This is a genomic window from Bythopirellula goksoeyrii, assembly GCF_008065115.1.
In the GTDB taxonomy this organism is placed as follows: Bacteria; Planctomycetota; Planctomycetia; order Pirellulales; family Lacipirellulaceae; genus Bythopirellula; species Bythopirellula goksoeyrii.
Map to the genome: position 1 here is coordinate 2,762,129 of NZ_CP042913.1, position 20,129 is coordinate 2,782,257.

Here is a 20,129-nt window from a genome sequence, read left to right on the forward strand (position 1 = left end):
CTTCGAACTCCGGGCGTTTACACTTACGGCTCGCCATGGCTTGCATCTCTACCCCAATGCGCTATCCTCAACCGTAGTCCCAGGCCAACCCAAAGGAGTGAATCACATGCCCTTAAATCGATTGAATTGTGTTATCGGTCTACTATGTATCGCCTTCGCTGCGAGCGAATCGGCTTCCGCCGATGATTGGCCACAGTGGCTGGGACCCGAGCGGGACGGCGTGTGGCGTGAAGATGGGATCATGCGGGAGTTTCCCGCTGAGGGGCCACCTGTGCTATGGCGGACTCCCATTGGCAGTGGGTATTCGGGGCCATCAATCGTTGGTGACAGGGTTTACATCACGGATCGGCAATTGAACAAGGGCCAGCAGAATTCCGACAATGCCTTTGATCGCTCCCCCACCGTCGGCAGCGAACGGGTGCTCTGCTTGGATGCTACGGATGGTTCGATACTCTGGACCCATGAATATCCGTGCAAGTATACGATTAGCTATGCGGCAGGGCCGCGCACGTCACCACTGGTGGCCGACGGCAAAGTTTACACGCTCGGCGCCGAGGGAGATCTCTACTGCCTCGATGCCAAGACGGGCAAACCTCTGTGGTCCCGCGAGTTGAAAGAGGACTACGACATGCCTGCCCCCGTGTGGGGTTTTGCCGGGCATCCCCTTTTGGACGGCGACCGGCTTATTTGCCTGGTGGGTGGCAAAGGGAGCGTAGCGGTGGCATTCAACAAGGACACGGGCGAGGAAATCTGGCGCTCGCTCTCGGCTGCCGAGCCAGGTTACTGTCCGCCGATGATCTACGAGTTGGGAGGGCGTCGGCAACTGGTGATTTGGCATCCCCAGGCGGTCAACGGGCTCGATCCGGTCACCGGCGAGGTGTTCTGGTCGATTCCCTTCTCTGTGAAGGCGGGAATGACGATTGCGACACCCCGCAAGGCGGGAGAGAGGCTGTTTGTCTCGGCGTTCTATGACGGGCCAATGCTGCTGGGTTTCGAGAACTCGGAGTCCGTGCCCGATCTCATTTGGCGCGGCGAAAGCCACAGCGAACGCAACACCGACAAGCTTCATGCGGTGATGAGCACACCCTTCATCGAGGATGGATATATCTATGGCGTGGGCAGCTACGGCCAGCTCCGTTGTCTCGACCTCGCCACCGGCGAGCGGATCTGGGAAGACCTGCGGGCCACTGGCTCGACAGGCGATCTCCATAGCCGCACCGATCGCTGGGCGAATGCATTCCTCATCAAGCATGAGGACCGCTATTTTATCGCCAATGAACAGGGGGATCTGATCATCGCCGAGCTAACCCCCGCCGGATACGAAGAAATAAGCCGAGCCCACCTAATCGAACCGGACAACACGATGGCCGGCCGCAAAGTCGTTTGGTCCCACCCAGCATTTGCCAATCGGCGTGTTTATCTCCGCAATGACAATGAGATCATCTGCGTCGACTTGGCGAAGCCCTAGCAGATATGTATCTTGCCAGATGGCTAAGCCGCAAAGTTTACGAGGTTGGTAGTTTGTCAATAGTTGCCCCTCAACGCTTATCACTCAGCTCTCAATACATTCTCCCCTCCCCAACCCCCAGATCCCTCCGGTCACTTACGTTCGCGGCTAGCCAGTCGTCACAGTGTGCCCCAGTCGGTCGCCTTTTTTCAAAGCAAGAATCCAGGTATAATCCCCGTCCCTCCCTAGAGCACCTCCCTCCTATCGATTGTGCCTGCCTTGGACTATTTGGTTTTAATATTCAACGAACAGCCTGTCCTTGCGCTGACTGCCTTGATTGCCGTTGGTACGCTGCTGGGACGTATCCAATGTTGGGGCATCTCGCTGGGTGCCTCAGGGGTGTTGTTTGTCGCTATGGCCATGGGGCATTGGGGCGTTCGCCTCCCTGAGGTATTCACCGATTTGGGGGTCGTGCTTTTCACTTACACGATAGGGCTGCAGGCAGGTCCACATTTCTTGCGCACGGTTCGACGTTATGGACTGTCTTATTTGGTATTGGCGTTGTTCACTTTGGGAATCGCATGGTTAGTCGCCTTTGCTTCGGCCACGCTGTTGGGTATCGAACCGTCACTGGCCACCGGTATCTATGCCGGTGCGCTCACCTCCACTCCAGGCTTGGCTGCTTCACTACAAATCTTGAAAGATCCAACTATCTCGGTCGGCTATGGGGTGGCCTATCCGATGGGAGTCATTGGCGTAGTCTTGTTCGTTCAGCTTGTTCCTCGTTTGCTGAAAATTGATTGGCAAGTGGAGATCAATCGCTCTGATGCAGGCAACGGCAATCCAGTCGTCGATTCCGCTTGGCTGCGGATTACCAATCCTCAGCTCGAAGGTAAGACGATCGGCGAAGTCGAGGCGACCTCAATGTCCGGAGCAGTTATTTCGCGTGTCATTGACAAGTATGTGGCCATGCCCCCGCAAGCGAGAACACGATTGTGCCTCAACCAATATGTGCGTGTGGTAGGCTCGGAGGAGGAGATCAAGAAACTGGAGTTGCTCTTAGGGCCTCGGGAGGCGGGGTTCAAAGAACCTCGTTCCGTAATTTCTTCCGCTACTTTGATCGTCACCGAAGAAAACATCTGCGGGAAAAGTCTCAGGCACCTCCAGTTTCGCGAGCTCTATGGTTTGACGATTTCTCGGATCTGGAGAGACGACTTTGAGTTTGTGCCCCAGGGTCATACGACCCTTGAATTCGGCGACGAAGTGCGGTTGGTGGGCGATGTGGCGGACCTTGCTAGGATCGAGCCTATCCTCGGCCACAAAGCCCAGCGACTAAATGAAACCCAGTTTCTGCCGTTTGCCATCGGGTTACTGGCCGGTGTTGTGCTGGGAAATATTCCAATCAGCCTATCGCCGGCAATTTCCTTTCAGCTCGGCATGGCTGGTGGACCACTCACTGCCGGCCTAGTTGTGGGACATTTTGGAAGAATATCGAAAATGAATTTTCGCATGCCGGTAGCCGCCCGGCGGTTCGTCAATGATTTGGGCCTGATCTTGTTCCTAGGTGGAGCAGGCTCCGAGGCCGGTGCAAGTTTCTGGCAAGTGGTGCAGAGTCAAGGTGGAAGTCTCCTACTGGCCTCCGCAATCGTCACGCTCGTACCTTTGGTTGCCGCTTGGGGATTGGCAAGGCATGTCTTCGGCTGGGATGCGCTCAATTGTCTCGGCGCCGTTTGCGGTGCGATGACCAGCACCCCGGGTCTGGGTGCCGTCACTCGTGTCGCTGATTCCTCCGCGGCCTCCACTGCCTACGTGGCCGTCTATCCGGTGGCCCTACTTGCTGTGACTTTTCTGGCACCCTTACTGGGGAGTCTACTGTAACGGACTCGCAGTAAGTGGTTAGAAATCGAAGATTTTCATTTGCACTCCTTCACTGATTAGCCCCCCATCCCAAATTCTCATGCCACATAGCAGAGCATAGAATGGTGCGTCACTTGCAAGCTTCCCCGAGCAGGCAGTTCCGGCCCATCGGCCTTGGGATAAACGTCCAGAGGCGCGGCGGCCGACGTGTCGAAAAACAACTTCCAGGGCAGACGTCGCAGTTCGCTGGGAATCTGGAATTTCTGTTCCGACGGCCCTGGGTGCAACAACAGCATCACGTTGCGGGCGATGGGAGTTTCGAGACCTGTCGTACTGAACACACAAATCAAACTCTGGGTAGCATGGCTCCAGTCCATCGCGTCTCCCCCGGGGCTGTACCAACTCACATCGGGGAGGTCACCCGCTTTGTGAGGTTTGCCCGTGAGGAAGGTTGCTCGGCGGACCGTCGGCTGCGCCTTACGGAATGCGATCACGGCTTCGCAGAAACGGAGCATCTCGGAATTGCGTTCGACGAGTTTCCAGTCGAACCAACTCAGGTTGTTATCCTGACAATAGGCATTGTTATTGCCCCGCTGGGTCCGCAAAACCTCATCGCCAGACACAATCATCGGGGTTCCATGACTCAAGAGCAGCGAAGCCATCAGGTTTTTCGCCTGTCGCAGACGAAGTTCGACGATGGCTTTGCGTCGCGTCGGACCTTCCACGCCATAATTGGAACTGTAGTTGTTATTGTCCCCGTCGCGGTTGTCCTCTTTGTTGGCCTGGTTGTGCTTTTGCTCGTAGCTGACGAGATCATTGAGCGTATAACCATCATGCGACGTGATAAAATTGATGCTGTGGTAAGGATCGCGTCCGCTATGCTCATAGAGATCGCTGGAGCCGGAGAGGCGCGTAGCCATGCTGCCGGTTACTGCCGAGTCGCCCCGCCAATAGCGGCGAATATCGTCGCGGTACCTACCATTCCACTCGGCCCACCGCCCCTTGGCAAATGAGCCGACTTGGTAGGCCCCTGCGGCGTCCCAAGCCTCGGCGATAATTTTCGTATCAGCCAGCATGGGATCTTCAGCGATGATCTCAACCATCGGTGTATTGGGCATGAGTTCCCCATTGCGATCGCGGCTGAGAATCGACGCGAGGTCAAACCGAAAACCATCAATATGGTAGTTGTGAACCCAGTGGCGGAGACAATGAAAGATCATTTCCCGGCAGATCGGATGATTGCCATTGAGCGTGTTGCCGCAGCCGGAGTAGTTCTTGTACGTGCCGTCATCATTGAGCATGTAGTAGACATCATTCTGCAGCCCCTTGAAGTTGAGCGTGGGGCCCATGTGATTGCCTTCGGCAGTGTGATTGAAGACCACATCGAGAATCACTTCGATCCCGGCGGAATGAAGTGCCTGGACCATTTCCTTGAACTGACGAACCTGATCGCCCGGCTTGTCTCCTGCCATGTAGCCGCGGTGGGGAGAGAAGAATGCCATCGAGTCGTATCCCCAGTAGTTCTGGCGTTCTGGCTTGTTGCCAAAGGGATCGAGGATCGGAAATTCATGGATCGGCATCAGTTCGACGGCAGTAATTCCCAGAGATTTCAGATAGGGGATTTTTTCGATCACACCCAAGTAGGATCCAGCGTTCTTGACGTCACGCGAAGCTCCCTTGGTAAAACCCTTCACATGCATTTCGTAAATGACTGTTTCAGAAAGGGGGATCTTCAAGTGGCGATCCCCTTGCCAATCGAATTGGTCTTCCACCACGACACAGCGAGGGGGACGAACCACTCCATCCGTAGAGGACTGGAAGTCTCCTGCAAGCGCTCGAGCATAAGGATCGATTAAGCGGGCACGTGGATCGAAGCGAAGTCCTTCTTCAGGAGTGAAGGGACCATCCGCTTGGAAGTGATACAATTGGCCTGCCTTGAGGCCTGGGACGAAGACGCTCCAGATGTCGCCCCAGCGATCCGTAGCCGGGTTGAGTTCCACGACTCGATACGGCTCTCGGTCAGAAGTCCTACGGTAGAGCAGAATCCGCATCGCGGTGGCAGAGCGACTATAAACTGCGAATTGCACCCCTGCTTCCTGGAGGATGGCTCCGTAGGGAAGCGGGTAGTGAAACTGCATGTGTTTGTGCAAAGCAGGCATGGCGAACCGGGTGCCGTTCAGGGTGGGAAGCGTAGGGGTCGTAAGACTCAGCATGTTGGATGACTCTCAGTGGTGGACATTGGCGTGTGATGAGATTCCCGTCTCTAAATACAAAAACCGATTCGCATTTGGTGTGCGAACGGCGATGCCATAGTCCTTCGACTATTGTCTCCTAGTTACATGAGGTGAGAGATAAAGCATGGCAGACCTTCGTTGCCTGCTATGTTTGTTGTTACCCCTGTTGCCGGGTAAGGTGGTTTGTGCGGAGCATTACTCGGAAGCGCATCACTCGCATTAGCTTTACCACTCAGTACAGACCCTACAACACAGCAACTCCAGAGGGGCCAAGTGAGAGATATCTGAGGGCGGATAACCGGTACGGCCAGCATGGTTGATTGATGCACTCTTTGATCGTGATACGGTCGTTGACACTCCCAGTCGGCCAACCGTAGAATTGCCCATTCTACCTGTGGAAAACTAGATAAATTCTATGTCAAAAATAACCTACCGTGATGCGGGCGTCGACCTCGAAACCTATCAAGAATCGATGGCCCGATTGCCGGCATTGATGAAGAGGACGCACTGTCCTCGTGTATTGCCCTGGAAAAATGGATTCGCGGGGTTGTTCACACTCGATTTCTCTGGAGGCCTCTTTTCGCGCAATTACAAGGATCCTGTCCTCGTGTCGTGTACCGACGGAGTCGGTACCAAGCTCAAGGTGGCCCAACTGACGGGTCAGCACGATACCGTGGGAATCGATTTGGTTGGCATGTGTGTCAACGATGCTCTTTGTTGTGGCGCAGAACCCCTATTTTTTCTTGATTACGTCGCCATGGCCGAGGATAATCCTCAACTCCTCGAAGACATCGTCAGTGGGATCAGCCGGGGCTGTATGGAAAGCGACATGGCTCTCGTCGGCGGCGAGACGGCTATCATGCCTGACCTCTATCAATCGGGAGATTACGACTTGGCAGGTTTCTGTGTGGGCATCGTGGAGCGTTCGCGAATGCTCGACGGTAGTGCCCTCGCACCTGGAGATGTGGTCATCGGCATCGAGTCGTCGGGGATTCATTCAAACGGGTTCAGCCTGGTACGCAAGATCGTGTTCGAACATGCGGGACTAACGGTTGACGACGAGGCTGAGGGTTGTGATGGCACGGTCGGTGATATCCTATTGCGACCTACGCAACTCTATGTGAGAGCGCTGCGTGATGTGCTCAACCACTACAAAGTGAAATCGGTGGTGCATGGCATCGCTCATATCACCGGTGGTGGACTCCACGAAAACTTGGCTAGGATTTTCAATCCTCGCGTCGATGCCGAAATCGTCCGCGATAGTTGGCCTATCCCGCCGGTGTTTGAGTGGCTGCAGCGACTGGGCGATGTAGACGACGATGAAATGTTCCGCGTGTTCAACATGGGAATCGGCATGGCTGTCGTCGTGAGCGAATACTACGCCGAGAGCGTCCAAGGACAACTTGCCTCGCACGGCTTGGCGAGTTGGCAGATTGGCCGCATCGTCGAGGGGTCAGGCGAATGCCGCTGGGTGTAGAATACGATTCTACCAGCTATTTCCTTACCGTAATCCCGCACCTGGGCTGCTCGCCGCACCGTACCCCTGAGCGGCGTTGGCCATGCCTTGTTTCGTTTCACCGGTCAGAGATGGACCCGCTCGGCGAAGTTCCTCAGTCAATCCGGCAATCGTGTACGTGCCGGGGATTAGAGTAGGTTTCGTCGGGTTCTGTGCCGAGTAGATTGCCAAGAGGGGAATCTGTTGGGTACCCAGCTCTTGTAACTTCTTGTTGACTTCTGGCGAGGAGTCCTGATGCGTCCAGTCGGCAACGAGGGTATAGATGTCGTTATCGCGGAAGACGGTTGCCATCTCATCCGTTTTCAGGACGGTCTTTTCCATGAATTTGCAAGTAGGGCACCAGTCTGCTGTGAAATCGATAAGCACGGTCTTCCCATGCTCCAACAACCATTGCAGCTTTTTCTCGCTGTAGGGTTGCCATGGTTCTTGGCGTACTGAGTACTCGCCGGTACCTTCGGAGATTAGTTGCTCGAACCTTGCATCGGCAAGTCGGTTGGCATCTCGCGTATGGCGATATTCCAAAATCGGAGCTAGCCAATAGAACGCCGTAAGTCCGATGAGTGTGCCGATGGCAATCCCTTCGCCAAGGGCGTTCCAGCGGCGATTGCTGGGGGCCGTCAAAGGGACTCGGCCAATCCACCAGCATACCAGCCAGATACCAAACAAGAACGCGACAGTAGGAATCACATAGTGCGGCTTGAGCAACGTCAGCAAATAAACCACGGTGCCGATCAGCACGAATCCCATCAGTTGCTTGAAGGTATTCATCCATTCCCCCGGTTTGGGGAGGAACCGGATTAGCTGAGGGAACGCACCGATCAGGATGTAGGGACTAGCCATTCCCAATCCGATGGTGAAGAAAATCGCCATGATTTGCCAGGGGCTCCGACCAAGCACTCCAACTAATGCCGTCCCCATGAAGGGACCCGTGCAAGGAGTTGCCAGGAGTGTGGTAATCGTTCCTTTGGCGAACGCACCCTCGTAGCCTTCCTTGCGACCAAATTCGGTAACCTTGCTTGTGCCGATAAAGCCGGGAATCGGTATCTCCCATATTCCCAAGAAACTTAGCCCCATGGCGAAGATGACGGCCGCCATCGCGATGTTGAACTCGGGGTACTGGAACAATTGTCCCCAACCCAGACCAAAGACGATCGAGAGAACTGCCAGCAGCAAGAACACGCTAATCACGCCAATGGCATACCACAGGTTTAGCGCAAATATCTTCCAGCGATCTTGCCCGGCTTGCTCAATAAATGCAAAGACTTTAAGTCCTATGACAGGCAGTACGCATGGCATCACATTAAGCACCAATCCACCAAGAAATGCCAAGCCTAAGAGGTGAATGAAAGAGCCGCTTTCACCGGATTCCACGACTACAGGTGCTGTGGCCCCAGGTTGCTCGGAGAAGAGTTTACCTGTTGAAGTCAATGGAGGAGATGAAGCCTTCACGTCAGCAGCCGAGTCAAATCTCACTCCTGCGGGCAGTGGGAGACCTTCTCCCAGCTGGGCTTGAAACTGTTGATTGAAAGGAACACACGTCTGAGGATTGCAGGCTTGGCCGACAACCTTGCCGACAATCTCCAGCTTTGCAGGATCGGTACCTTGTGCCAGTTCGATCGGAGCAAACCATGTTACGGTTTTGGCATGCTCTCGGATCTGCAGACCTTTCCAGATCTCGTCGTCGATATGCGTATCAGGCGCAGTGGTCGGGTGCCAACTCCCTAGGAGTCGCACCTCAGGATTGGCAGAAAGTTCAATCGCCGCAGCTAAGGGGCCGCCTCCGCCGTCGGGAAGCGATCCTTGGTCGAGTGCATAGACATGAAAGCCTTCGCCAATTTCAGCCGTCACAAAGAGAATGGCCGGTCGACCAGCTTCTGCTGGTGTAAATTCCGCGGTCACAGTGACGGGGTCTTTACTGGCGCTCAGCCCGCCTCCGACATCACCAAAAGTGTCAGGGAACTCGAATTGGGCGTTGGCGAAACTCCCCCATGCCATCAACAGCATGCTCAGCAAGCTGACGAGGCGACGCGAAGACAAGTTTTGAACTTCAGACATCCGGTAAGTTTCCTTTGTGACGCGGGGAGTTACCCATACATCCTGTATGAGTAGAAGCGGGATTCTACCAACGGACAAAAAACCCGGTCAATGTCGCTCTGGTTGCCGATGGATTGCCCAGAATGCCTAGGACCTGGTGACATCTATTAAAGCGGTGTGAATCGAATCGTCTCACATACTGAGTTGCTCAGCACTTTGGACGGGGTAACACTTATAATATACCCGTTTTGTCCAAGTTTCATGTCCGGCTGGGAACCGTTTGCCCGAATTCAATCGTTCTGCAATTGCAATCTCAGCAGGGGATTCAGCTATTCTGGGTGACCAGCATGATTTGCTAGCATTTGTCTGAGTTGATGGCGAAATACGATTTTTCCAGCATCACTCTGAGTGATCAGGACAGTTGCGGTCACGCACCGCTATGATTTAGACTCTTGCCCCTCGGACAGTATCAATAATTCAGCCCGTTAGTTCCGCGGCTTCGGCGATCAACTCGGGTAAGCGAGGCAAGGACTGCAAATCTTCGGCTACCCGGGGGTGGGCAAAGACGCGGACTCTTTTTACATAGTCGTCGAATTGTTCACGGGCCAGGGTTTTCACGACGGGAGAAATGTCTCCGAGACGGCGGTAGCAATGTTCCTTGGGGAAGTGGACGTCGATTTGAAACTCTACTTCCAGCTTTACCGGGGGAGCATCGAAGAGGACTTCGTGGGGGGCGACGATTCGTGACATGGCGGTGCTTGCCAGGCCTGCGAAATTTTCAGCGCAGCGAACTAGCCAGGGATATGGCTTGCGGGCTAGGCGTTGATAGAGTTGGGGCTCCTGGAAAAGGCTGTATTGTGTCACGCGCTTGTAGAGACGGCGCACAGGACCAAACAGTCCGTCGAGTAGTTCACGGGCAGGCCCGTCGTCGGCCGCAGCAAATAAGGCGTCGATGAGAGGGCGCTCGGTTAAGCGAAACACCGTGTCGGTGTCGAGCATCGGATGCAGCATCACGAAAGCGCGTTGGAGCATTGCCGTCGCGGACCGCACGGCGTGGTGCCAATAGACTTCGCTGAACATCACATAGCGGGCAAAGACCATCATCTCGGCGGCAGTTTTTCCTTTGTCGGTGATCGCCAATCCATCGCCAGATTCATTCAGACAGAGGGATTGAATCAAGCGAGTTTGATCGAAATTGCGACCGTAGGGGACACCGGCATGCAAGCTATCGCGCATCAGGTAGTCGAGTTTGTCGACATCGATGGGACCGGAAAGGAGGCTCTGGAGGATGCGGCTCGGTCGGTCTTTTGGTTTTCCCGAGAGCAGTTCTACCACTTCACGAGGCTGGATGTCCCATTCGTCGCGCAACGTGTCGGAGAGATCCCCTTCAAGCAAGAAACTGTTGGCAAACAACTCGTGGCTGGGGACCTGGGGCAGTGAAACGTCTTCAATGGGATGGCAGAATGGCCAATGCCCTAGGTCGTGGAGCAAGGCGGCGATAAGAAAACGCTCTGCATGGTGAGGAGTGATCGCGGCGGCGAAGCGGGGATCGTCGGCCAGCCGATCCAGAAACAGCAGGGCCATGCGATAGACGCCGAGCGAATGTTCGAACCGTGTGTGATTGGCAGCCGGATACACCAAAGCTACCAAGCCAAGCTGGCTGATCTGGCCCAAACGGCGAAACTCTGGGCTGTCGATCAGTTGCTTTACCCGGTCGGTGAGCGGCACGTCCAATTCGGGCGGTATTCGCACCAAACCATGGCCGCTACGCAAGGCCGCTACTTCGGGGATCTCGCGCAGAGTATCCATGGCTGCTGCTTTAATCTTTCATCCCAGGTAGGAACGGCAAGCTCATGACGAATCGAAGCAGGATCGTAACGAGAAAGTACAAAGCGTAGTGAAAAAATGCCGAGATAGGTTCCAAATCAAAGGAGACATAAGCGGCAAAGGTTCCGATGCCCATCACCAACCCGCAGAGGATGGAGAGATGCAGCATTTCGAGACCTTCTTTGAACGCATCGTCGCCGAATACGTTCCAGCCGACATAGACATAGACTCCCCAGAGCAAGGCATAAACGAGCCCACAGGCAATCGAGCGAATCACGACGTCGGTACCTTGGTAGATGCCGAGTTCATCGTCGCGAAGGAATGAATAGCCGGCATATGCCAGCGGAGGGCCGAGAAGGATAGCACCCCCTGCTAAAATCCAGTTTAGTACCCCCGGATCGAGTTCACTTCGTCCAATTAGCCAGGCGATTGCGACGCTGAGCAGAATGAGCCCTGCGACCATGACAAAGATGTTTGTACTGAACTTTGTCTCTTTGCGCTTGATCGGTTTGAGAACATTGCGGCCCTTGGCGTCTTTAGCACCTGCTTCCAACTCCGGGGCATGAATGATGACTTCATCCCCCTTCTCAGGAATCTTGATCTCTCCTTTGCACTTCGGACAGGCACCGGCCTTTCCAGCGTGTTGGTCGCCAACACTAAAACGCGTATGACAACCGGGGCAGATGACTTGGATAGGCATGTCGGAGGTAGTGGTTAGTGGTCAGTGGGCAGTGGTGAGATATTAAGAAAAATCCACTACATCAATCGGTTTCTTTGAGATCATCTTCATTGATCGTTTTGAAACCTTTGGACGCCAGTGTTTCGTTGGCCAAATCGATATTGTCCACCATCAAGGCCACGACAGGGCAACCTCGCGGTCGAGTTAACAAGGGGTACACCTGAGAAATGTTGATCTCTGCTTGAAGCAGGGCTGTGCAAACCTGCAACAGAGGTTGAGGGCTGTCTGGCAATTCGACGCCGATGAGATCGGACTCGATGATGGCCAATCCCGCACGCTCCAACACATCGCGGCCTTGTTCAGGATCACTCAGCAAGAATCTCACAACCGCACATTCTGCGGAATCAGAAATCGTAAGGGCTACGATTCGGACATGGCTTCCCTCAAATCGCCGCACCACCTCGAGAAGTTGGCCGACGCGATTTTCGAGGAAAACGGTAAATTGCCTTATGGAAGGGTAGTCTCGTCCTCGCAGGGTCGAAAATCCGATTCCCGAGCCACCACCAGTGCTCACGGAACTCATTGAGTAGTCTCCTACAAAAGCGTGTTCCGACGCTGTCCAGTACGCCGAAAAATCAGCCCCAGGACGCCGAATGTAAGGCCCTGTTTCATTGGATTAAGGCCAGTAAATCCCGGCGTAGTATAAGGTTCTTGTCATAGTTTTGCAACGTACAGCTATAAGGTAGCAGGGAGCTGAATTACCAAGAACCAATTCGAGCAGGAGGTTCGATAGGACTGGTCATAGAGAATTGGAAATTGGCCATTCGAAAGGGTGGAATATCTGACATGTTAGTTCTCCGAAATTAGCGGTAGTTCGTCACCCTGGTGGTCGTATAGGATAGCCCATCTGAACTTTTGATTGCCGAAACACTCCTAGATCCCGCTTTACCAAGAGCGGTTTGCTATGCAACATACGATTGATATTGAAGTTCGCTACTATGAAACTGACGGTCAGGGGATCGTACACCATGCCAACTACTTCCAGTATTTTGAGCTGGCGCGAATTCAGATGCTCAAGTCGATAGGACATGATTATGCGGAGTTAGAAGAGCAAGGAATTCTCCTGGTCGTTCACAGTATCTCGGCCAAGTTCATTGCGCCGGCGAAATTTGGCGACACGCTGCAGATTGAAACGACCGTGGAGCGGGCAACTCCCGCTCGTATTGATCACAGCTACCGAGTTCTGCGTGGCGGAGTCGTCTTGGCCGAAGGGAAGAGTACGATCGCGTGTATCAATCGAGCGGGTGAAATTCAACGCATGCCGAGCATCTTGTATCAGGCTCCTTAGAGACTTGCGAGAGCTTATTTAAGAGGCCCTAACGAAACCCACCAGGAATGAATTCCATGGCAAGCAAACGCATTCTCATGTTGGTCGGCGATTTCGTCGAGGATTACGAGGCGATGGTCCCCCTGCAGATCTTGCAGATGGTCGGTCATCAGGTCGACACCGCAAGTCCCGACAAGGAGGCGGGTAGTCACGTCGTCACGGCGATCCATGATTTTGAAGGTCAACAAACCTATAGTGAGAAGCGGGGACACAATTTTGCTATTACTGTCAGCTTTGATGAGGTGACTCCGGATAACTACGATGGCCTCGTAATTCCAGGAGGGCGTTCGCCTGAGTTCTTGCAACTCAACGAGCGAGTGCTCGATATCGTAAGGCATTTCGCCGATGGCGCGAAACCAATGGCCGTCACCTGTCACGGGCCTTATCTTTTGACTGCCGCAGGAGTTGTCAGCGGAAAGCGATGCCAGGCATATCCGTCTCTACGTCCTGAGCTAGAACGTGCGGGGGCGATTTGGGATCCGCCAAGCACGGGACTCGATAGTGTTTGTGTGGATGGCAATCTTGTGACGGCACCGGCCTGGCCTGCAAATCCTGCCTGGATGCGAGAGTTTCTGAGGATCTTGGAACAGTAACCGGGGAGAGTATCGCTTCTGCCGAATTTTTTCGACCTAGGCGGACCAACTCTTTGGTCTGAGAATCCTGGATGCAGGTGTGCCTCTGGATGTATCCAGAATTGAAAAAGACCTGACATCGGCCTCCGTTACCAATGTCAGGTCCTGGGTCGTTAACTCGCATCCTACGAGACGAAGGCCCCGGCCACTTTACGGGGAATAGCGTGGCCCGGGGGAGGTCACTTCTCGTATCAAGCAACCAAACGAACGGCACCTTGGAATTCGGTAACTCCAAGCAAAAACTCTTCAAAGATTCGTATATCTAGCGCCGAGGCTGTACGTGCTTCGGGATGGAACTGAGTTCCCATCGCAAACCAATCGGACATGGTGCTCTCAATCGCCTCGACGATGCCGTCGGGGCAAATCGCTGAGACCTTGAAACCCGGAGCAACTTCGTCGACCGCCATGTGATGCATGCTGTTGACGCGTAGCTCGCCATCTCCGTAGACACGCTCCATGATAGTGCCTGGCACCAATTCCAAGGTGTGGCGATGAGCGGGGTCCAGCGGATCTTTGTGTGGTAGGGCAGTCGGACGGTCATCAGGGATGTGCAGCATTAGATTGCCACCCTGAGAAATATTCAACAACTGCATACCAGCCCCGATGCCGAGCATCGGCATGCGGCGTTCTGAAACCAACCGCATCAGGCAGCGGTCGAAGGATTCTCGACGGGGGTCCTGCAGATTAACCGTGGGATGGAGCATCCAGCCATCTCGGCGGGGATCGAGATCAGCACCTCCGACAAGCATCACCCCATCGAGACGGTCGAGAACATTTTCGATATCCTCCGCGCACTCATACGGGGGGAGAATAACGGGGATCCCTCCTACATTGATGATGGCATCGTAATAACCGGCCGCGACACATGAATAAGCAGGCGTGTCTCCCTTGGCCGATCGAAAATCGGCGTTCATGCCAATTACGGGCTTTGTCATCGCTTCGCACTCCCTTTCTGACGCAATTGCGCCAAGCTGTCCTAATCCGCAACGGAGTTCAGGCGAGGCAAAAGAAACTGCCGTGGGAGATCTGCCGACGATCCTGTCCGACAAGAAATCCAACAACGCGGCCGCAAGCACTGGGTCGCTGACAGGTATCCACGAGAGAAGAGAAGCTTCACACCGCGTCTGTACCTTCCTTGGTACCTGTAAGAATCCAAATCACTCGAAGCCTACTCGGCCATGCGAAGATTTCTCTCCACTGCCGAGAGTTGTCCCTATTGCTTCGCTACAAATACTCCTTTGTGGCTGTTTGCCGTTGTCACGCGGCTCGTGAGAGATGCAAGTCGTGGCAGCGAATCTAACCGAGTTGGGGAGAAAGACAAGTAAATAATACATCTTGGGCTAAAAAGTGTCTTACAAACACCAGATGCAGTGTTTTGCGCCATCCAGGTCAATTGTTGTCAAATCCTGTTTTCAGGGCGATTGAAAGGCGATTTGATATCCAATCACAAAAATCGCGGCGTCTACTAGTAAATGGCTTAGCCAGGGCCCCAGGAGTGAACCTGTGCGGTGGTAGAGCCATGCCCACACGCCCCCTCCGACCGCAATGCACAAGGAAAACAGCCAGGTGATCGGAGAGAAAAACCCAAAATAAGTGCCTAGGACAAGTACGTGATGTGCCATGAACCCAAGCGATGAAACCACAATTGCCGTACTTAGAGAAGTTCGTTCGCTTAGTTGTCCGAACACAAACCATCGCCAGTAGTATTCTTCGAGCAGCGAATGGATCAAGCTATAAAAAATGCCAATGCCCAAGAAAACGGTGGGAGTTTCTAGATTCATTCCAGCGATTTTCGCTCTGATCTGATCTTCTGCAGCAATGAAGAATGCGACTTTTTGAAGGAGAAAGTGGTAGCCCAACCACATCGAGGCAGCGACGATCAAGCCAAACACGAGCCCAATTGGCACGCCTGCCGCAGACCATGGCCATAGCTGGGGGCGGCGTCGTTGAAAGAGCATGACCCAAAGTATGGGGAACAAGAATTGGCCCGTCTTGGCTATTCCATAAGTGAGTTGTTGCACAAGCGGAGGGGCGCTGGCTGCCAAAATGAAATAAGCCAGCGTTACCACGGTTGGTAGGATCAGTCCGACGACGATGGCTATCCAATCTCGTCGGCTTGTATAGGGTTCGCTGTCCATCAGTGATTGGCTCTTGCTGGATAAAGTCTGCCGGTTGCCGCACAACTCGGCCCACTGTATCGTGAACAAGCGAGGTGACAAGTCCATTGACGGAAAACATCGGTAATACTTCATGCAGTATCAAAGGGTCTGCCTGGAATCGCTAGGCTATACATTGCCAAATGAGGTGGTGACGACCGACGTGCTGGAACAACAACTAGCTCCAGTCTATCAGCGCCTTCGCCTGCCTGCAGGTCGCCTCGAATTGATGACCGGCATCCGCGAACGACGATTTTTTGCCCCAGGTACTACTCCTGGGAGTATCAGTTGCCAAAGCGGAAAACGGGCAATTCTCGCTAGCAATTTTGCCCCGAATCTCATCGGAGGACTTGTGCATGGGTCGGTGTGTCGCGATTTTCTTGAACCCGCCACGGCCTGTTCGGTACACCACAGCCTGGGACTTCGGGCCGACTGTCTCCTTTGTGACGTGTCCAATGCTTGTCTAGGGATTCTTACGGGCATCATTCAATTGGCCAACATGATTGAGTTAGGGCAAATCAAGGCGGGTCTGGTGGTGGGTACCGAATGTGGTCGACAACTCGTGGAGAACACAGTCGAGCGACTCAATGGAGATCAATCGCTGACTCGCCAGAGCATCAAGCAATTGGTGGCGTCGCTGACTATCGGCTCGGGAAGTGTGGCTGTACTTCTGTGCGACGAATCGATCAGCCGTACTAGGAATCGCTTGACTACCGCCACGGTACTGGCTGCCACAGCTCACCATGAGCTGTGTCGCAGTGAAGGTCTGGAAACCTTTATGCACACAGATAGTGAGCAACTCATGCAACAAGGGGTGGCTGCCGGAGTGGCGACATTTGAGAGGTTTCTTTCAGACACCAATTGGGATCGCGAGCAAATCGATAAGACCATTTGTCATCAAGTGGGCGTCGCACATCGAAAACTGCTCTTTCAATCGCTTGGTTTGGATCCTGGACTCGATTTCTCAACGTTTGAGACCCTTGGTAATACCGGCGCCGCGGCATTGCCGCTTACCTTGGCAAGGGCTGCCGAGGCGGGGCACATCGCCAGTGGTGATCGGGTGGCATTGATGGGCATCGGATCGGGGATTAATTGCCAGATGTTGGCGGTTGAGTGGAACGAGACGCAGGTGCGAGGTGGCAGCGAGGAGTGAGCGCTCTGCTGCGCTAGGGCTCCGCATCGAGGTTGACAATGGTCCGTCTAGGAAAATGCGATTACCAAACCGACTACCAAAACCACTAATACGCCGACGGCGATCAATCCATAGACCCAGCCTGGGGTGCCGTAGCGGGGACCGGAGTATCCCGGCGGGCGGAGGGGATCGACTTCACCTGGGAGTGAGCGTGGAAGGGGTTTTAGTTTTTCCTTCTTCTCCGCCATTTCAAAGGCTTCTTCGACCAGCGAGACTCGTGGCTTGTCGGAGACGGTTTCTGCCATTGCCGCCGAGATATCGTCGGTTATGCTCTCGCTGGTGGAGGCGAAATCTTCGGATTCTTCGGGTTCGGCTTCTTCTTCGATCGGGGCCAAGCCGATGTCTTCTTCCGGTTGCTTATCTTCAGGCGGTGAGAGGAGCTTCTTGGCAGACTTGCCGGGAGCAGAACTGCCACCGGAATCGCTGCCTCGGTTGATGGATTGGGCGAATCGGCGGAAGACGTCGCTGCCAACGCCACCCTTCGAGTCGAGATTCTTGCCGCTGTCTCCCACATCTCGGCCGCGGTCCGCCAGCCATTCTGCTAGTCGATTGACGACGTCGTCTGCTGTCTGATACCGATCGGCTGGCTTCTTAGCCATCATCGTTTCACAGATGTGCAGTAGAATCGGGGGAGCGTCAGGCCGATCCTTTAAGATGCTGGGGGCTATCTCGACTTGATGCTTGAGTAGGCGTTCGGAAATGGAACCCTCTGGGAAAGGAGGGTGGCCTGTCAGCAGGAAGTAGAGGGTGCAACCAAGGCTGTAAATATCCGATCTAGAGTCCGCCTTGTGGCTATTAAGTGCTTGTTCCGGTGCGAGATAGTCGGCCGTTCCAAGGACGTTCTCATTGTTATCGAGAGTGAGTGAGGCTTCGTCGTCGATCAATCTTGCCAACCCTAGGTCGAGCAATTTGACGACCCCATTTTTGTCGACGAGACAATTGGCAGGTTTGATATCGCGATGCACGAGTCCCATCTCATGGGCATGCGACAACCCACGAGCCACTTGGGCGATGTAGTCAGCAGCCAACAGATAATCAAGCGGCCCCTTTTCCTTGACCAATTGGTGTAAGTCTTGCCCCTCGACGTACTCCATCACGATGTAGTGTTGGCCTTCGTGTTCGTCGATGTCATAAGTATGGATGATGTTAGGATCGTCGAGCTTTGCCGCTGCTCGAGCTTCGATTCGAAAGCGATCGAGGTAAGTTGAATCGGCGACTTTACCCTTCGGAAGCACTTTGATTGCCCTACGTGCCCGCATCAAGATATGCTCAGCGAGGTAAACGCTGCTCATACCTCCCTTGCCGAGCATGCGGAGCAATTTGTATTTGCCGAGAAGGAATCCCCGATGCTTGCCGGCGAGCAGTTTTTCGGATTGCCAGTTGGTGAGCAATTCCGCTTCGACCAAGGCCTTGGCTAGGGCTTCTTGAGTTTCGGGTAGCTTCCCGCCATTCTCTTTGCGCAGCTTGGCTAGGAAACGCTCCAACTGTTCTTCTTCAACCAGTTGGCTGCGTTTTACTAGATCAACAAAATTCTGATTCTGAGCCACTACTTTGGTCATGAAAGAATCTGTAGGCCCGCCTGCGCTGCTCGAGGTGTCATGGGGAATTTGGCCACTGTAATATTATTCAGTAAGCGCACCCGCCCAAAGACCTTTTGAGCAAAGGCCGCCAAGAAAAGTTCTCTGCTTTCCATTGGAGTCGGTGCGGGAAACAGCAATCCGTTTCGGTCCTTTCCATAATCCTAAAAGTTCCCGGGGGGACTCCGCCTCTGCCTCTAGAATATCATGCAGTGGTCATAACTACCAGAATCGAATTCACCGAACACCCTTATTTATTAGGGTTTTCATGCATTTGTCTGCATAATCTTCACAATACGAACGAGACAGTTGAGGCACTCTATCAAGTATCTCTAGGCTCCTGACGAGTTTGTCCCCAGGAAGCCGGCAATCAGACGCTGGTCAAAGTAGTTCACTTCCATGCCCGCATCGATCACTAGCCGCTGGGCATTGATCCCGCTTGATTTTGGGCTAAGTAGAAAAGCTACGGTAGCTGCTACTTCGGCAGTTTGAACGGCCCTACCCCGGAGTGTTGCCCGCTCGGCATAGAGATACGAGTCAACGTAGCCGGGGATTCCAGCCGAAGCAGAGGTCTTTAAGAGCCCTGGTGCTACGGCGTTGAACCGGACCTCGGAGAAGTTGCTGAACGATTTCGCCAAGAAGGCTAGGCTCGAATCGAGGGCAGCCTTTACGGGGGCCATGAAGCCGTAGTTCTCGCTGGCCATCCGGGTGGTGGAGATGGAGACCGTCACGACCGACGCTTGGGGAGTGAGCAAATCCTTGAAGGCGTTCGAGATGGCCACTAAAGAGAAGCACGAGATGTCGAGGGCCCGCAGGAATTGCTCCTTATTGGTTTCGTGAAACGGCTTGGGACCCTCGGAGTAATCGCCAAACGCGATCGAATGGACAATACCATCGAGTCGTTCGAATCGTGCGGAAAGCTCATGTGCTAGGGCTTCGATTTGCTCGGGAAACTCCACGTCGCAGACGAAGATGGGGAGGTCACCGGCGAGTTTGGCCACCGATTCACGCCGCTCCGGTGAGCGGACCACCAAGGCTACTTCGACACCCGCGTCCCCAAGCTCCTGCACCACATGCCAGGCGACGCTCTTGCGATTGGCCACGCCGAATACGGCGATGCGTTTGCCTTCAAGTTGCAGAAAGTCGGCGGGCATTACTCGGACTCGGGTTTGGTCAGTGTGCAGGCGAAATCAAACCGAGTGGCGACCTTTCCATCGACCGTTACCCGGGCTTTCATGAAAAAAGCGTTGGAGAGTTGTTCGACGAGGCTGGTCTCGATGAGGACGGTGTCACCGGGGCGTACCATTTTCTTGAACTGAACGTTATTCGCTCGGGTCGCCACGGGCACTGCCGAAGGATCATCGGCAACGCGTTTGGACAGCAATACAGCCCCCGCTTGCATGGCCGCCTCGCATAAGAGGACGCCCGGAGTAATCGGGAATTTGGGATAGTGCCCCTGATACCAGAATTCTTCGCCCGTGAACGTCTTACGGCAGACGATGCGATCTTCCGACTGTTCGACGATTTCGTCAATCAAGAGGAAAGGCTCTCGATGGGGGATGGCTGCTTTGATGGCTTCGAGTGACATAAA

At 54.2% G+C, this 20,129-nt stretch carries 16 protein-coding genes; 6 read left to right on the top strand and 10 right to left on the bottom strand.

The window, feature by feature from the left end:
• Window positions 1-106 precede the first annotated feature (106 nt).
• On the top strand, window positions 107-1,468 hold the full coding sequence (locus tag Pr1d_RS10930; RefSeq protein WP_148073555.1) for a PQQ-binding-like beta-propeller repeat protein: 1,362 nt from the start codon (window positions 107-109) through the stop codon (window positions 1,466-1,468).
• A gap of 258 nt (window positions 1,469-1,726) precedes the next feature.
• On the top strand, window positions 1,727-3,325 hold the full coding sequence (locus tag Pr1d_RS10935) for an aspartate:alanine exchanger family transporter (RefSeq protein WP_148073556.1): 1,599 nt from the start codon (window positions 1,727-1,729) through the stop codon (window positions 3,323-3,325).
• A gap of 77 nt (window positions 3,326-3,402) precedes the next feature.
• On the opposite strand, the gene glgX is transcribed toward Pr1d_RS10935, so the two are convergent.
• Window positions 3,403-5,463 (bottom strand): glycogen debranching protein GlgX, encoded by a 2,061-nt coding sequence (gene glgX, locus Pr1d_RS10940; protein ID WP_238476717.1) that lies wholly within the window; start codon window positions 5,461-5,463, stop codon window positions 3,403-3,405.
• 490 nt (window positions 5,464-5,953) lie between these two features.
• On the opposite strand from glgX, the gene purM reads away from it, so the two are divergent.
• Window positions 5,954-7,015: a phosphoribosylformylglycinamidine cyclo-ligase gene (gene purM / locus Pr1d_RS10945; protein ID WP_148073558.1), complete on the top strand. Its 1,062-nt coding sequence runs from the start codon at window positions 5,954-5,956 to the stop codon at window positions 7,013-7,015.
• A gap of 24 nt (window positions 7,016-7,039) precedes the next feature.
• On the opposite strand, the gene Pr1d_RS10950 is transcribed toward purM, so the two are convergent.
• From Pr1d_RS10950 to Pr1d_RS10965, 4 genes are all read right to left on the bottom strand, one after another.
• Window positions 7,040-9,109: a protein-disulfide reductase DsbD family protein gene (locus tag Pr1d_RS10950; RefSeq protein WP_148073559.1), complete on the bottom strand. Its 2,070-nt coding sequence runs from the start codon at window positions 9,107-9,109 to the stop codon at window positions 7,040-7,042.
• A 456-nt stretch (window positions 9,110-9,565) separates the two neighbouring features.
• Window positions 9,566-10,897 carry an HD domain-containing protein gene (locus tag Pr1d_RS10955; protein ID WP_148073560.1) on the bottom strand — a complete coding sequence of 444 codons (1,332 nt, stop codon included), beginning with the start codon at window positions 10,895-10,897 and terminating at the stop codon, window positions 9,566-9,568.
• Window positions 10,898-10,907: 10 nt separating this feature from the next.
• Window positions 10,908-11,615, bottom strand: coding sequence for a hypothetical protein (locus Pr1d_RS10960; protein ID WP_148073561.1), 708 nt, complete (start codon window positions 11,613-11,615; stop codon window positions 10,908-10,910).
• Window positions 11,616-11,676: 61 nt separating this feature from the next.
• On the bottom strand, window positions 11,677-12,177 hold the full coding sequence (locus Pr1d_RS10965) for an acetolactate synthase (RefSeq protein WP_390622078.1): 501 nt from the start codon (window positions 12,175-12,177) through the stop codon (window positions 11,677-11,679).
• Window positions 12,178-12,558: 381 nt separating this feature from the next.
• Between Pr1d_RS10965 and Pr1d_RS10970 the strand changes: the two genes are divergently transcribed.
• Both Pr1d_RS10970 and Pr1d_RS10975 read left to right on the top strand, forming a co-directional pair.
• On the top strand, window positions 12,559-12,942 hold the full coding sequence (locus tag Pr1d_RS10970) for an acyl-CoA thioesterase (protein WP_148073562.1): 384 nt from the start codon (window positions 12,559-12,561) through the stop codon (window positions 12,940-12,942).
• A 56-nt stretch (window positions 12,943-12,998) separates the two neighbouring features.
• Complete coding sequence (locus Pr1d_RS10975) at window positions 12,999-13,574, top strand: DJ-1/PfpI family protein (RefSeq protein WP_148073563.1); 576 nt, start codon at window positions 12,999-13,001, stop codon at window positions 13,572-13,574.
• A 230-nt stretch (window positions 13,575-13,804) separates the two neighbouring features.
• Here Pr1d_RS10975 and Pr1d_RS10980 read toward each other — a convergent pair whose 3' ends face one another.
• Window positions 13,805-14,548: a gamma-glutamyl-gamma-aminobutyrate hydrolase family protein gene (locus tag Pr1d_RS10980; protein WP_148073564.1), complete on the bottom strand. Its 744-nt coding sequence runs from the start codon at window positions 14,546-14,548 to the stop codon at window positions 13,805-13,807.
• A 477-nt stretch (window positions 14,549-15,025) separates the two neighbouring features.
• Entirely contained in the window at window positions 15,026-15,865 is an 840-nt protein-coding gene (locus Pr1d_RS10985; protein WP_148073565.1) for a CPBP family intramembrane glutamic endopeptidase, read from the bottom strand.
• Here Pr1d_RS10985 and Pr1d_RS10990 point away from each other — a divergent pair.
• Window positions 15,864-16,922 (top strand): 3-oxoacyl-ACP synthase III, encoded by a 1,059-nt coding sequence (locus Pr1d_RS10990; RefSeq protein WP_148073566.1) that lies wholly within the window; start codon window positions 15,864-15,866, stop codon window positions 16,920-16,922. The genes Pr1d_RS10985 and Pr1d_RS10990 overlap by 2 nt on opposite strands.
• Before the next feature lie 47 nt (window positions 16,923-16,969).
• Here the strand turns inward: Pr1d_RS10990 and Pr1d_RS10995 are convergent, their stop codons facing one another.
• From Pr1d_RS10995 to Pr1d_RS11005, 3 genes are all read right to left on the bottom strand, one after another.
• Window positions 16,970-18,520, bottom strand: a complete 1,551-nt coding sequence (locus Pr1d_RS10995) for a serine/threonine-protein kinase (RefSeq protein ID WP_238476686.1) — start codon at window positions 18,518-18,520, stop codon at window positions 16,970-16,972.
• A gap of 350 nt (window positions 18,521-18,870) precedes the next feature.
• Window positions 18,871-19,692: an enoyl-ACP reductase FabI gene (locus Pr1d_RS11000; protein ID WP_148073567.1), complete on the bottom strand. Its 822-nt coding sequence runs from the start codon at window positions 19,690-19,692 to the stop codon at window positions 18,871-18,873.
• On the bottom strand, window positions 19,692-20,126 hold the full coding sequence (locus tag Pr1d_RS11005) for a 3-hydroxyacyl-ACP dehydratase FabZ family protein (protein ID WP_148073568.1): 435 nt from the start codon (window positions 20,124-20,126) through the stop codon (window positions 19,692-19,694). Before Pr1d_RS11005 ends, Pr1d_RS11000 begins: the two co-directional genes overlap by 1 nt.
• Window positions 20,127-20,129: the final 3 nt, after the last annotated feature.